Raw genomic sequence first — 12,862 nt, 5'->3', positions numbered from 1 at the left:
TGATTATCCTTTGAGGGTCTGTTCGATTTCACGCAGGCTGCTCTGCACATTGGCGTGCACGGAGCCATATTCGTTTTCCACCACACAGCTTCCGGCCGGGAGGCTTTCATCCTTTTCGATGGTGAGGACTTTCAGGCTGGGTATCGACTGCATGACATCAGGGCGGGAGCTCTGCAGGGCGTCATAATCTGCCGCAGAGACCTTTACCACGGCCTCTTCACGGTTAATCAACTCCACAATGGCTTTCTTCACCTGTCCCACAATCACCAGATGGTTGGTTTTCAGCTCGGTGTTAATCACACTCGTGGCAATGTGGATAGCCAGATCGATGAGGTTCTGCTCCGCCTCGAGATAGGCTTTCTCAAACTTCTTCGCGGCTTCGCCTACGCGCGCCACGCTCTCTTCATACTGCTTCTTCACGCCATCGAGCTTCTGACTTTCAATGGCGATCAGCTCCTGGCGTGCATCGGCCTCGCCTTTGCTGCGGGCCTCCTCACGGATACTCTCCTCCTGGGCCCTGGCCTCTTCAAGAACCTGTCGGGCCTGGGCCTGAGACTGCTCCAGCTGTTGCTGACTCTGCTGCAGCTGGCCCTCAATACCTGTCAGCTGCGCGCTCAGGGTGGCAATCTGCTGTTCCAGCTCTCCTTTGCGCTGCTCCAGCTGACGCAGTTCTTCCCTGGACACAGACGCTTCGGCGGACACTGTCTCGGCAGCCGGCTGATCCACCCTGGGAGGAGCTGATGCCCGGGGAGCTTCCGCCACCACCTTGATGGCATTGCCTTCAGCGGCTACAATCCGCAGAACCTGTTCGCGGTCCAGCATATCCTTGATCTCGCCACTGACGCGCTCGTTCATAAAGGGAAAGACAAAGGCTTCCTGGGGGGGAGTCTCTTCAGGTCTGCGTCCATAGGTGGATTCATCAAGCAAAGGCGTGAAATCCAGACGCTGAAAGACCTTCTTGGTCGCCTTGGAGGCAGTTTCCTGGGAATACTCTTTCTGCCAGTGAAAGTGAGGGAAATCATAGTCCTCGTCGGTGGATTCCCGACCAAGCGCCTTGTCGAAGCTGAAGTCGTATATCTGGCTCACTTCCCGCTGCGCCTGATCTTTTTTGATAATCCGCTTCATAAGCATCCCTCCAGCCGGATATTACTGAATCAGTTCTTCCTGCTCGCCAAGGGTAATGATGCCTTCCTCTTCCAGGGCTCGCACGATCTCAATGACTTCCTGCTGGGCTTTTTCCACATCGCGCACCTTGATGGGCCCCAGGAACTCCATCTCTTCCTTCAGGGTATCGGTGGCGCGGCGTGACATATTGCTGAAGAATTTCCCCTGCAGGTCTTCATCTGTGCCTTTAAGGGCCAGGGTGAGAACCTTTTTATCCACGCGCTTGAGAATTTCGGTTATGGCCGCGTCGCCAAGCATGCGGATATCGTCGAAGACAAACATCATATCGCGGATCTGGGCCGCCAGCTCCGGTGCCAGCTTTTCCAGTTTTTCCAGGGTAACCTTGCCGACGGTGCGATCCATGCGGTTGAAGACCTCCGCCACCGAGCGCACACCACCAATCTCCACCTGGTAAGAGGTAAAGGCGTCCAGTTTTTCCTCCAGCACCGCCGAGATGCGCTTGACCACTTCCGGCGAAATTTCATCCAGGTTCGCCATTCGAATGGCCACTTCCGGCTGCAGATCTTCGGGCAGAGCCGCCAGACACTCAGCCGCCTGGGAGGGGTCAAGGTGCGCCATAATCAGTGATATGGTCTGAGGGTGCTCATTCTGTATGAACTTGGCCAGCTGGGGCGCGTGCACCTTCTGCAGGAAGGAAAAGCCACTGGACTGTTCCAGGGCGCGGGTAAGGCGGTCAATGATCTTGCGGGCCTTTTCCGGGCCCAGGGATTTATTCAGAAGCGCCTTGGCGTAATCAAGGCCACCTTTGGACAGGTAGCCCTTGGCCAGAGCCATCTGGTGGAATTCGTCCAGAACCTGGTCGACGGTGTCCCGCTCAATGTCCTTCATCAGGACAATTTCCTTGGAAATCTCGCCAACCTCGTCATCATCCAGGTGCTCAAGCACCGAGGAGCTCAGATCTTCACCAAGGGCAATCAGCAGAATGGCACTTTTCTGATAGCCAGTAAGCATGTCATAGGGAATGGCCATCAGGGTTCACCTTTTGTCTTGTCATCATTAATCCAGATACGGATCAGCTGAGCCGCCCCAGCCGGATTCTCCTGAACAATATCCGACAGCTTCTTGCGGATAACCTTGCCCCGAACCGCTGATGCGGAAACACTGCTCTCGGAGTCGATCTGGGATTCCATCTCCGCTTCAAGTTCCGCCAGGGTTTTGGGCAGCTGCGTCGGCACCAGCTGCTTGGGCTTTTTCTGCCCGGTACCGAAGGTCTTCTTCAGCTCGTCCTCATCTCTGGTCATATCGGTCACCCACTTCACAATGGGGCGGATGATAAAGATGAAGGCAAAGAGGAAGAACAGGGCAATACCAAGGTACTTCAGCATTTCCTTCCACAGATCCTGCATTTCCATAAGTTCCTGCCATCGCGATTTCGGCGGTTCGCCGAACTGGAGATTGGTGACCACCACCCGGTCACCACGACCTTCATTGTATCCAATGGCGCTCTGCACCAGCGCCGTAATCTTGTCCAGTTCCTCGGAGCTGCGCGGCTGGTAGACCACCTGTGACACGCCATCAGCCTGCTGCTGCACATAGCTGCCATTCACCGCCACCGCCACCGTCAGCCGTTTGATCTGACCACGGCTGCGGGTAATCTGGGTCAGGGTGCGCCCGACCTCGTAGTTGGTCGTCTCCACTTCCCGTGAGCGAGTGGTCATCAGGCCAGCCTGCGGATCATCCTGGTCGGCGATATTGGCGCGCACACCGGGAATACCCCCCTGAGCCTCACGGCCCTGCTCGCGCTCTTCAATGCGCTGCTCGCTGCGCGGCACATTGGCGGGGTCATAGGCTTCTATCTGCTGTTCCACCTTGTCAAAGTCCAGTTCCAGGCTGACATTGGAGTAGGAGTTCCCCTGACCAAGAACGCTCACCAGAAGGTTATCCAGCGCTATCTGCAGGTTGCGTTCCATATTACGCTGATACATCAGCTGCGTGACGCTCAGGGTGGACTCTTCCGAGCGCTCCTGAATCAGGTCGTTCAGGATCCGTCCCTGCTCGTCGACCACAGTCACCCCTTCAGGAGTCAGGCCCTCCACACTGGAAGAGACCAGGTGGATAATCCCCTTGACCTGATCGCCGGAAAGGCGAGTGTGGGGACTCAGGCGCAGGGCAACACTGGCCTCGGCACCCCGGTCCTGGGAAATAAACAGGGAGCGCTCCGGCAGAGCGATATGCACACGGGCGCTCTCAATGCCATCGATAGCCGAGATGGTACGACCCAGCTCCCCCTGGAGAGCGCGGCGGAAGTTCACCTTCTGGATAAATTCCGTCATGCCGATTCCGGCGCTGTCAAAAATCTCAAAACCGACACCACTGCCGCGGGGAAGGCCCTGCTGGGCCAGGTTCAGGCGGGTTTCGTGCACCACGTTGCCCGGCACAAGAATGGTCCGGCCATCGTTGTGAATCTCATAGGGCACTCGCAATTCAGCCAGTTTCGCAGCCACCTCGCCGGCATCTTCCATGGCCAGGTTGGAAAAAAGAACCTGGTTGCCGGGACGGCTGGCCACAACGGCCCAGATGATAAGGGTGATAATAGTAATGACTGACGCACCGATCACCAGCGCAAGGGTAATCTGCTGCGTGCGGGAAAGTTTCTGGAGGACACGTGAGAGTTGGGAAATCAGTTCCTTAAATGAAAACTTCATAAAGCCTTTCCCATAATATGGTGATGAAAATCCTAACTTATCACCACGGAAAGAAGTTTTCAATCAGTTACATCTGTGAAAACACAAAAAAACAGCCGGGAAAGCAATTTCCCGGCTGCTGGGGTCACAAAACCAGACTGGTCACACCTGAGTGCGCATGACTTCCTGATAGGCATCCATGATCTTGTTGCGCACCTGCATCATCATCTTGAGCGAGACATCAGCCTGCTGCATCTTGATCATCGTGGTGTGAATATCCTTGCTCTCGCCGGCTATCAGCTCTTCGATAGCGCGGTCAGCATCCTTCTGAGCGGTGTTGACCTCTTTCAGCGAGCTCTTCAGAAACTCAGAAAACTGCGTCTGCTCACCGGACGGCTGGGCAGACGTGGCCTCCGGCTTTCCGGTGGGCTTGGTCATATCCAGCAGCAGGGGCATACTGTTATGGATGTTAAAATCTGCCATGATCAGACCCTCCCAAGCCCAAGGGCTTCATTGGCCATCTTCTTGATGGTTTCGATCATCGTTATGTTCGCCTCGTAGGAGCGGCTGGCAGTTATCATATCGGTCATCTCTTCAACAACGTTAATATTGGGATAAGCCACGTAGCCCTCTTCATCGGCGTCGGGGTGGCTGGGGTCATACTTGAGAATGGGCGGCTCGTCATCTTCTATTATAGCCTCGACGCGAACCCCTTCAATCTTTTTTTTCCATGCTTCTTCAAAGGATGCAGGAAAAATTTTCCCCCGCACATCGTCATGGATCGTCTGGGGCTTGAAGACGAGATCCTTACGCTTGTAGTAGGTGCCATCTTCAGCCCGCGTGGTGTGGGCGTTGGCCAGGTTGCTGGAGATGACGTTCATGCGCTGGCGCTGCGCAAACAGCGCGGATGAGGATATTTTCAGTCCGTCAAAGAAGCTCATCTTAACGTCCCTCCATTATGGCGCTCTTGAGTCCCTCAATCTTTTTGGCAGCAATCGTGGTGGAAGCCTGGTACATGGTGGCATTCTCCATCATGCGCCCGATCTCTTTTTCCAGCTCCACATCATTGCCATCGTTGCGGACCGTCTGATTGTGCTGCAGTTGCATATACGGCATAAACGCCGGCTTGGCCCCGGTCGGCAGGTGGCTCTCATGGGTACGCGCCATGGGAATCATCTCCTTGTCCTCTTTGCGCCCCAGCACGGCCTCGCGCAGCTGATCCTCAAACACCAGCTCCTTGGCCTTGTAGTTGGGGGTCTCCGCATTGGCCACATTGGTGGCAATCACATCCTGATTCTTGGAGCGAACCGTCATGGAGGTTGCCAGCAGGTTTATGGGAGTGCGATTGAAGAGCTCAGAGATAAACATATCGTCACCTTTCCGAGGTTGTGGCGTTGACTGCCCCGCTCAAATGCAGACAGCGTGCCAAAAACACAAGTCGCCATATACAACACTTTACGATCACCGCCCAGGCCATGGGCGAATTATTTTCCGCCCCGAGCGCCTCATCAGAAGCAAGGCTAACAAAGAAACAGCCAGCCTGTCATTCTTTTTTTCCAAAAATTGCTTTACAAAACGAGAAGAAGCATTTACATTGCCAATATCTAAAGTTTGTCGGTTGATTTTATCAAGATTAAAAAACGCAGCAAGGAGCCTCCCCATGGCAAACATTTACGCAGATAACGCCCAGTCAATCGGAAGAACGCCACTTGTCCAGCTTAACCGCATTGTCGGCACGAGCTCTGCCAGAGTACTGGCCAAAATTGAAGGGCGCAACCCCTCCTACTCCGTAAAGTGCCGCATCGGCGCTGCCATGATCTGGGACGCCGAAGAGAAAGGCCTGCTGAAGCCTGGCATGGAGATCATCGAACCCACCAGCGGCAACACCGGCATCGCCCTCGCCTATGTGGCCGCGGCCAAAGGCTACAAGCTCACCCTGACCATGCCGGAGACCATGAGCATCGAACGTCGCCGCGTTCTGGCCGCCTTTGGCGCCAACCTGGTGCTCACTCCCGGGCCGGAAGGCATGAAAGGCGCGGTGCGCCGCGCCGAGGAAATTGCCGCCTCCGATCCCCAGAAATACTTCCTGCCCCAGCAGTTTGAAAACCCCGCCAACCCGGCCATCCACCTGAAAACCACCGGGCCGGAAATCTGGCAGGACACCGACGGCAATGTGGACGTCCTGGTCAGTGGCGTGGGAACCGGCGGCACCATCACCGGCGTGTCCCGCTACTTCAAGCAGGAGCGAGGCAAGGCCCTCCATTCTGTGGCCGTTGAGCCCCAGGAGAGCCCGGTGATCACCCAGCAGCTGGCGGGCGAAGAGCTGAAACCCGGCCCCCACAAAATCCAGGGCATTGGCGCCGGCTTCATTCCCAAAACCCTTGATCTCTCCGTTGTAGATGCCGTCGAGCAGGTCAATATCAGCGACGCCGTGGAATACGCCCGCCGCCTGGCTGCCGAAGAGGGCATTATCGTAGGCATCTCTTCCGGAGCCGCAGCAGCAGCCGCTGTTCGCATTGCGCAGCGCCCGGAATTCGCCGGCAAGACCATTGTCGTCATCCTGCCCGACGCCGGGGAACGCTACCTCTCCACCGTGCTCTTCGAGGGCATCGGCGTCTGATCCTGCACACAACGTACAGGCAAGGCAGTTGCTCACCGCCCGCCGTCATGATACACCACATCATGGCAGCGGGCGGAGTGACGTCTGCCTGCCGGGCCAAGGGCCCGCATCGCAAGAACAAGGAAAGCTCCCATGAACGTCCCACGCAAGAAGGTACTGGTCGCCATGTCCGGCGGCGTCGACTCCTCCATGACCACCAAGCTCCTGCTGGAGCAGGGCTACCCCGTGGAGGGCTGCTACATGAAGCTCCACGGCAACGAACAGATGCACGAGCAGAATATCGCCCGCGTCGAGCGAGTCGCGCGCTACTTCAATATACCCTGGCACGTGCTGGATCGTCAGGACCTGTTCCACCAGTCCGTCTACCAGCCATTCATCGACATCTACAGCCAGGGCCAGACCCCCAACCCCTGCACCTTCTGCAACCGGCTCATCAAGTTCGGCACCCTCTTCGAGTTTGCCCGTGAGCTGGACTGCCACCACCTGGCTACCGGCCACTACGTCAAATGCGACGGCCAGTACATCTACCAGGGCGACGACCCCGGCAAGGACCAGAGCTACTTCCTCTTCAACATCGAGCCCCACATCATCCCCCACCTGCTCTTCCCCCTGGGCAGCTGGCGCAAAAGCGATGTCAAAGCCATGGCCGCCGACATCCCCCTGCTCGCCAGCCTGGCCACCCAGAAGGAGAGCAGCGAAATCTGCTTCGTGGAAGACAGCTACATCGACGTTCTGCGCGAACACCTGCAGGTGGATCAGCCGGGAAAAGTCCTCGATACCGGCGGCAACGTGGTGGGAAGCCACAAAGGCTACATGCACTACACCGTCGGCCAGCGCAAAGGCTTCGATGTACCCCTCTCCCACACGGCCCTCTACGTGAAGCAGATCCTGCCCAAGACCAATGAGCTGGTGGTGGGAACTCGCGAGGAAATCAACCTGCAGCGTTTTGCCGTGCGCGACCTGAACCTCTTCCTGCCCGACCCCGGCCAGGAATTCACCTGTGAAGTGAAAGTGCGTTACCGCAATCCCAAAGCCCCCGCCAGGGTTCTGCTGGGCGCAGGCGGCTCCGCGACCATAGAGCTTGAACGCCCCGAATACGCCATAGCACCGGGCCAGGCCGCCGCCTTCTATGAGGGCACCAGACTGCTGGGCGGTGGCTATATCGTGTAGCCTCCACCACTCAACAGCGGCAATCCGTCACAAAAAAAGGCAAGTGGCGAGAATCCCCACCAGCGGGGCGTCTCGCCACTTGCCTTTCACAGACCGCTCCACACATCACACGCGGTAAAATTCCCGATACCACTCCACAAAGCGCTGCACGCCTTCACGCACCGGTGTTGCCGGGCGGTACTGCACGCTCTTTTCCAGTTCGCTCACATCGGCAAAGGTGTCGGGCACGTCGCCTGCCTGCAGGGGCAGCATCTCCTTGATGGCCTTTTTCCCCACAGCCTCCTCGATGGCGGCAATATATTCCTCCAGCTTCACGGGGCTGTTGTTGCCGATATTGAATATCCTGAAGGGGGCGCAGCTGGTGGCGGGATCGGGGTTGTCGCTGTCCCAGTCGGGGTTGGGCGCGGCGATCTGATCGCTGGCCCGGATAACCCCTTCCACGATGTCATCCACGAAGGTGAAGTCGCGGGTGTGGTTGCCGTGGTTAAAGACCTGAATGGGCTCTCCGGCCAGAATATTCTTGGTGAAGAGAAAGAGCGCCATGTCGGGGCGACCCCAGGGGCCATAGACGGTAAAGAAGCGCAGGCCGGTGGTGGGCAACCCGTAGAGGTGGCTGTAGCTGTGGGCCATCAGCTCGTTGGCCCGCTTGGTGGCCGCATAGAACTGCAGGGGGTGGTCCACGCCCCGATGCTCGCTGAAGGGCATGCGGGTGTTGGCACCATAGACGCTGCTGGTACTGGCGTAGGTCAGGTGGGGCGTCCGGGCATGGCGACAGGCTTCCAGAATGTTGGTGGTGGCGACGATATTGCTCTCCACATAGGCGTGGGGATTCACCAGGGAGTAGCGCACTCCGGCCTGGGCAGCCAGGTGGATGACCCGCCCGAAGTCATGCTCCGCAAAGCACTGCTTCACCGCTTCCTGATCGGCCAGGTTGGCGCGAACAAAGGCATATTGGCTGCCCGTCTCCCGGGCCGTCTGTTCCAGAATCCGCAGGCGCGCTTCCTTGATATCCACATCATAGTAGTCGTTGACACTGTCAAAACCCACCACGCTGTCGCCGCGCTCCAGCAGTTTTTTTGCCGTATGAAAGCCGATAAATCCCGCCGTGCCGGTTACCAGGTGGTGCATAGAGTATTCCTTTGCCATAGTGGCCTTTCCTGAAAGGGAAAAGAGTATTCATCAAAACAGGGACTCACCATAACAGAGTACCTCGACACAACCCGCATTTCAACCGTGAAGACCAGAAACAGGCATCCCCATGACCCTTGGCACCCTCGCCAGATCCCAGCACTCAAGCGCCCACTGCCAGACAGTCTGCACACTGGCACGCTCCAGCCCCGCCGGTGGACCCTGCCCCAGAAACGCCAACGCCTGCACCAACTCTGGAACCGGATGACGCGGATCAAGGGGCCTGGACTGATTGTGCTTGCTGAGCTTCTGCCCATCCCGCGCCAGCGCCACCGGCACATGGGCATACACCGGCGCAGCAGAACCCAGCGCCTCCATCAAAGCCCGCTGCTGGAAGGAACTGGGCAGCAGGTCACTGCCCCGCACCACATGGGTAATCCCCTCATGGGCATCATCCACCGCGCAGGCCAGGTGATAGGCATAGAAACCATCGCCCCGCCGCACCACAAAATCTCCCATCTCATCGCGCCACCGTTCCCAGGCCACCACCCCCTGCACACCATCGCACAGCTCCGGCAAAGGCAAAGGAAGCGAAAAGCGCAGGGAGTGGGCACCTTGCAAAGCATGCCCAAACCCACGACAGAACCCGTCATAGGGGCCATGGTTCCCACGCTCCGCCAGCAACCTGCGAGTACAGGTACAGGCAAAGACAAAGCCATCGCGGCCAAGCGCCTCCACCGCCGCACCGTAACGCTCCATGCACTGACCCTGAAAACGCACCGGACCATCCCACGCGAAGCCAAAGCGCTCCAGAGCCGCCAGAATCTCATCCACCGCGCCGGGAACCACGCGCGGCGCGTCAATATCATCAATACGCAGCAGCCACTGCCCCTTATGAACCCTCGCCTCCAGAAAACTGGACAGCGCCGCCACCAGGGAACCAAAGTGCAGCGCCCCCGAAGGCGTCGGCGCGAAGCGCCCGATATATGGGGAATTGGAAGAGGAGGTGGAGTTTTGCGTCGTCATTTTTTCTATGTTAGCCTGTCAAAAACTTATTCTCAGGTCATACCGAATTGGAACCGCCAACAGAAGGCAAGGTCTCACACAAAGCCCTCAAAGTCGCAAAGATAAAGAGGGGAGTTTGACCGCGAATAAACGCAGATAACACAAATTCAGAAGAACAGGTCTCTCGCCCGTTCGCTGCGCTCACTGGGGACGCGGGGAGCGCCGAGAAAACACAAGGAGATTGATTTAGCCACCCATCTTCTCCGCGTTCTCTGCGGCTTGGCGAGAGGAAAGAGCCTTTCCTGCATTCAAAAACCCAGAAAGGAACGAAATGGCACGCCGCTACGTTGGCACCCGCTGGAGTTTTGGCAAAAGCCTCATCACCATGGCAGCCATCAGCCTTGGGCTTTTGGTCAGCCCCATTATTACCACAAGCATCCTGGTTCTGGTACTGGTGTTCAGCGTGCGGCACCTGCTCCAGCAACGCAGGCTGCGCAGGGAAGAGTGATGATGGGGGAGGGGGAGTTGAAACCACGGATGGACACTAATGAACACGGATAAGACTGGAAATAAGAAAAGCGAAAACCAGTACTCACGTATCCAGCGGACTCCTCACACCTCGCCCACCACGGTTCAGCACGTGGGTGTAAATCTGGGTAGTGCTCACATCTTTGTGACCAAGCAACTCCTGCACCGTGCGAATATCATACCCCGATTCAAGTAAATGGGTGGCAAATGAATGGCGAAAAGCGTGGGGAGTAACCCGCTTTCCTATCCCCGCCAGACCGGCAGCCCGCTTTACCGCACGCTGCACCCGCTGCTCATCAATATGGTGGCGCCTGCGGACATCGCTACGCGGGTCAAGGGAAATCCCGCGAGCCGGAAACACCCACTGCCAGGCCCACTCCGTGCCTGCATTGGGGTACTTTCTCTCCAGGGCAAACGGCAGATACACCCCGGCAACATCCTCCATGCGATCCTGCTCATAAATTTGCCGCACCCGATCCAAGTGCTCCAGTAAACCACCAGCCAGCGCATCCGGCAACATCGTAACCCGATCATTACCACCCTTACCATCACGCACCAAAATCTCGCGCCGCTCGAAATCCACATCCTTTATCCGCAGGCGAACCGCCTCCATCAGACGCAACCCGGAGCCATACAGCAAACGCGCCACCAACAAATTTACCCCGTCCATCTGGGAGAACACCCTACTGACCTCACCGCGGGTCAATACCGTCGGCAAGTAGCTGGAACGCTTTGCCCGAGTGACCTCCTCCACAAGAGGTAAGTCGATATCCAGCACCTCGCGATAAAGAAACAGCAACGCCGCCAACGCCTGATTCTGCGTGGACGCCGCCACACTCCGCTCCACCGCCAAATAGGTCAGAAACTCCTCTATCTCACGAACACCCATCGTCTCAGGATGACGCTTACCGTGATACAATACAAAGCGCTTTATCCAGTCAACATACGACTGCTCAGTTCGATACGCATAGTGCTTGACCCGCAGCTGCCTGCGAACCAGATCCAACAGGCGTGGTTTTTCCTCTCCCATTTATGCCCCCGAATATTGAGCGAAAATCTTAGCGATATGGTAACTTCGAGAAACAAACTCGTTGACACATCCAAAACTAACAGGTACATTTTTATCAGTCAATACTGATAAAAAGTCAAGAGTTGCATAGCATCACTTTTGACGCCTAATTGTAGTTAGGCAACTGTGAAATTCATCGCATCCAAATAACAAGGAAAAAATACAATGCTTTCTGGTAGGGATTTGTCAAATCTTGGGGAGGGTGAGGATGCCACGCTTGCACTTCAAGCAGTTTCTGAGATGTTTGGAGATGGTTATTTAAACGCTAAAAAAAACCATAGACTTCAAAAATTATGGTCTAGGGCTGATCGATTGGCTACTGTCGAGCTATATACACTAGGAGTTTGTCTTATAAAGCTCGAAAAAAGCTCCCCAGACTGGCTGAAATCTACAATTGGAAGAATTAAAAAACAGCCTCCAACATCATCTCAAGGTTTCTTTACAGAAATTTTGTATGCTGGCATGTCAAGTCTGTATAAGTCAGAAATAACTCCGGCGGAGAAAAGCAATTCTGGGTATGATTTCTCTGTCACTTTGCCAAATAGTACAAGACAGTTCGTGTCAGTAAAAAATATAGACTCATCGGAACAATATATTAAGTTTCAGAAGAGCTGCATCAAACTCAGGATAAAGTGGATAGAAAAGTTAAGGGTTAGTCATGTAAGACTTGGCATTAGAATTGTGTCAACAAAGGTGTTGCTTGATGAAGATTTCAAGGTGTTGATTGATAAAATTAAATCTTTAAAAATAAACAGTCCTCAGAATTCTCTACAAATTTGCGCGGAAATTAAAATTCATATTTTTGATCTTCCTTCGAGCGAATACAGTCTTTCTTCAAAGTATATATCCGATATTGTTCAGGTTTTCTGCCCACCGCCAGAGTCGGAGCTAAAAAGATATTTGAAAAAGATTCGTGATGCTGTTGCAAATATATCTAAATACACTCCTCAGGATGAAAGCAACTCTCGTGTAATTTTTATTAGAACGCATGTAAATGCGGACTTTGACTATATCTCTGAAGAGCTTGACAGGCTTGTGGATGAGAAAGGTGGAGGTGTTGATTGCATCATTTTCTATCAGCCAAGCTATGTCAGAGACGAAAATAACAACTCACTACTAAATCACTGCTTTAAATTTGTTGCATCTCCAAGATATGCGTTAAAAATGAATGGCGCTGACCATTTTAAAATGAACATTCCCGTTGGATGTTTTTCACAAAATCAGTCTCCTGTTAAAATCATAGATTTGGAAAGTGGGCAGAGCGCTGAGCTGCCGCCAAGCTATTATTTTTTTCAAAAAGGTGATTTGTATTTGCAGTCAAAAAAGGATGAGGATGGCAGTATTTACTGTAATGATCTAGGGTCACCTGCCGTAGGGATACGAAAGCATGGTGTTTTTTTTGACGCGGTAATTGAAGCAAAAGGAACTCCAAAATCCGAAGACTTATTAATAATATAAAGCCTAACAAGTGGCAGCAGGCGGAACGCTTTTCCGCTCCTTCGTCGCTTCAAAACGTCCGCTGTGCCAAGCGTT

The 12,862-nt window shown here is 55.0% G+C and carries 13 protein-coding genes; 4 read left to right on the top strand and 9 right to left on the bottom strand.

Annotated features, from left to right (window positions below; genetic code table 11):
- Positions 1-3: 3 nt before the first annotated feature.
- From ACZ46I_RS05530 to flgB, 6 genes are all read right to left on the bottom strand, one after another.
- Complete coding sequence (locus ACZ46I_RS05530) at positions 4-1,125, bottom strand: FliH/SctL family protein (protein ID WP_464281711.1); 1,122 nt, start codon at positions 1,123-1,125, stop codon at positions 4-6.
- 21 nt (positions 1,126-1,146) lie between these two features.
- Positions 1,147-2,154: a flagellar motor switch protein FliG gene (gene fliG / locus ACZ46I_RS05525; protein WP_226508059.1), complete on the bottom strand. Its 1,008-nt coding sequence runs from the start codon at positions 2,152-2,154 to the stop codon at positions 1,147-1,149.
- On the bottom strand, positions 2,154-3,830 hold the full coding sequence (gene fliF, locus ACZ46I_RS05520; protein WP_464281710.1) for a flagellar basal-body MS-ring/collar protein FliF: 1,677 nt from the start codon (positions 3,828-3,830) through the stop codon (positions 2,154-2,156). The genes fliG and fliF overlap by 1 nt, the downstream gene beginning before the upstream one ends.
- Before the next feature lie 141 nt (positions 3,831-3,971).
- On the bottom strand, positions 3,972-4,292 hold the full coding sequence (gene fliE, locus ACZ46I_RS05515; RefSeq protein WP_013506802.1) for a flagellar hook-basal body complex protein FliE: 321 nt from the start codon (positions 4,290-4,292) through the stop codon (positions 3,972-3,974).
- A gap of 2 nt (positions 4,293-4,294) precedes the next feature.
- Positions 4,295-4,750, bottom strand: a complete 456-nt coding sequence (gene flgC / locus ACZ46I_RS05510; protein WP_013506801.1) for a flagellar basal body rod protein FlgC — start codon at positions 4,748-4,750, stop codon at positions 4,295-4,297.
- 1 nt (position 4,751) lies between these two features.
- Positions 4,752-5,177, bottom strand: coding sequence for a flagellar basal body rod protein FlgB (flgB, locus tag ACZ46I_RS05505; RefSeq protein WP_013506800.1), 426 nt, complete (start codon positions 5,175-5,177; stop codon positions 4,752-4,754).
- Positions 5,178-5,469: 292 nt separating this feature from the next.
- Here flgB and cysK point away from each other — a divergent pair, with 292 nt between their 5' ends.
- Positions 5,470-6,429 carry a cysteine synthase A gene (cysK, locus tag ACZ46I_RS05500; RefSeq protein ID WP_464281709.1) on the top strand — a complete coding sequence of 320 codons (960 nt, stop codon included), beginning with the start codon at positions 5,470-5,472 and terminating at the stop codon, positions 6,427-6,429.
- Between the two features lie 132 nt (positions 6,430-6,561).
- Positions 6,562-7,599 carry a tRNA 2-thiouridine(34) synthase MnmA gene (gene mnmA / locus ACZ46I_RS05495; RefSeq protein ID WP_464281708.1) on the top strand — a complete coding sequence of 346 codons (1,038 nt, stop codon included), beginning with the start codon at positions 6,562-6,564 and terminating at the stop codon, positions 7,597-7,599.
- A 105-nt stretch (positions 7,600-7,704) separates the two neighbouring features.
- Here mnmA and ACZ46I_RS05490 read toward each other — a convergent pair whose 3' ends face one another.
- Together ACZ46I_RS05490 and gluQRS are read right to left on the bottom strand one after the other, a co-directional pair.
- Positions 7,705-8,727, bottom strand: a complete 1,023-nt coding sequence (locus ACZ46I_RS05490; protein ID WP_464281707.1) for an NAD-dependent epimerase — start codon at positions 8,725-8,727, stop codon at positions 7,705-7,707.
- A gap of 99 nt (positions 8,728-8,826) precedes the next feature.
- Positions 8,827-9,753 (bottom strand): tRNA glutamyl-Q(34) synthetase GluQRS, encoded by a 927-nt coding sequence (gene gluQRS / locus ACZ46I_RS05485; protein WP_464281706.1) that lies wholly within the window; start codon positions 9,751-9,753, stop codon positions 8,827-8,829.
- Positions 9,754-10,063: 310 nt separating this feature from the next.
- Here gluQRS and ACZ46I_RS05480 point away from each other — a divergent pair, with 310 nt between their 5' ends.
- Positions 10,064-10,240 (top strand): hypothetical protein, encoded by a 177-nt coding sequence (locus tag ACZ46I_RS05480; protein WP_464281705.1) that lies wholly within the window; start codon positions 10,064-10,066, stop codon positions 10,238-10,240.
- An 84-nt stretch (positions 10,241-10,324) separates the two neighbouring features.
- Here ACZ46I_RS05480 and ACZ46I_RS05475 read toward each other — a convergent pair whose 3' ends face one another.
- On the bottom strand, positions 10,325-11,290 hold the full coding sequence (locus tag ACZ46I_RS05475; RefSeq protein ID WP_464281704.1) for an integron integrase: 966 nt from the start codon (positions 11,288-11,290) through the stop codon (positions 10,325-10,327).
- Between the two features lie 204 nt (positions 11,291-11,494).
- On the opposite strand from ACZ46I_RS05475, the gene ACZ46I_RS05470 reads away from it, so the two are divergent.
- On the top strand, positions 11,495-12,787 hold the full coding sequence (locus tag ACZ46I_RS05470) for a hypothetical protein (RefSeq protein WP_464281703.1): 1,293 nt from the start codon (positions 11,495-11,497) through the stop codon (positions 12,785-12,787).
- Positions 12,788-12,862 lie beyond the last annotated feature (75 nt).

This window comes from Desulfurispirillum alkaliphilum (genome assembly GCF_055378285.1).
Note: the sequence above shows the minus strand (reverse complement) of the source record. Positions and strands in the feature narration are given on the sequence as shown.

Bases quoted from the DNA above. Each gene is read 5' to 3' on its own strand.
- ACZ46I_RS05530 (WP_464281711.1), bottom strand. From the start codon at position 1,125: ATGAAGCGGATTATCAAAAAAGATCAGGCGCAGCGGGAAGTGAGCCAG.
- fliG (WP_226508059.1), bottom strand. From the start codon at position 2,154: ATGGCCATTCCCTATGACATGCTTACTGGCTATCAGAAAAGTGCCATT.
- fliF (WP_464281710.1), bottom strand. From the start codon at position 3,830: ATGAAGTTTTCATTTAAGGAACTGATTTCCCAACTCTCACGTGTCCTC.
- fliE (WP_013506802.1), bottom strand. From the start codon at position 4,292: ATGGCAGATTTTAACATCCATAACAGTATGCCCCTGCTGCTGGATATG.
- flgC (WP_013506801.1), bottom strand. From the start codon at position 4,750: ATGAGCTTCTTTGACGGACTGAAAATATCCTCATCCGCGCTGTTTGCG.
- flgB (WP_013506800.1), bottom strand. From the start codon at position 5,177: ATGTTTATCTCTGAGCTCTTCAATCGCACTCCCATAAACCTGCTGGCA.
- cysK (WP_464281709.1), top strand. From the start codon at position 5,470: ATGGCAAACATTTACGCAGATAACGCCCAGTCAATCGGAAGAACGCCA.
- mnmA (WP_464281708.1), top strand. From the start codon at position 6,562: ATGAACGTCCCACGCAAGAAGGTACTGGTCGCCATGTCCGGCGGCGTC.
- ACZ46I_RS05490 (WP_464281707.1), bottom strand. From the start codon at position 8,727: ATGCACCACCTGGTAACCGGCACGGCGGGATTTATCGGCTTTCATACG.
- gluQRS (WP_464281706.1), bottom strand. From the start codon at position 9,753: ATGACGACGCAAAACTCCACCTCCTCTTCCAATTCCCCATATATCGGG.
- ACZ46I_RS05480 (WP_464281705.1), top strand. From the start codon at position 10,064: ATGGCACGCCGCTACGTTGGCACCCGCTGGAGTTTTGGCAAAAGCCTC.
- ACZ46I_RS05475 (WP_464281704.1), bottom strand. From the start codon at position 11,290: ATGGGAGAGGAAAAACCACGCCTGTTGGATCTGGTTCGCAGGCAGCTG.
- ACZ46I_RS05470 (WP_464281703.1), top strand. From the start codon at position 11,495: ATGCTTTCTGGTAGGGATTTGTCAAATCTTGGGGAGGGTGAGGATGCC.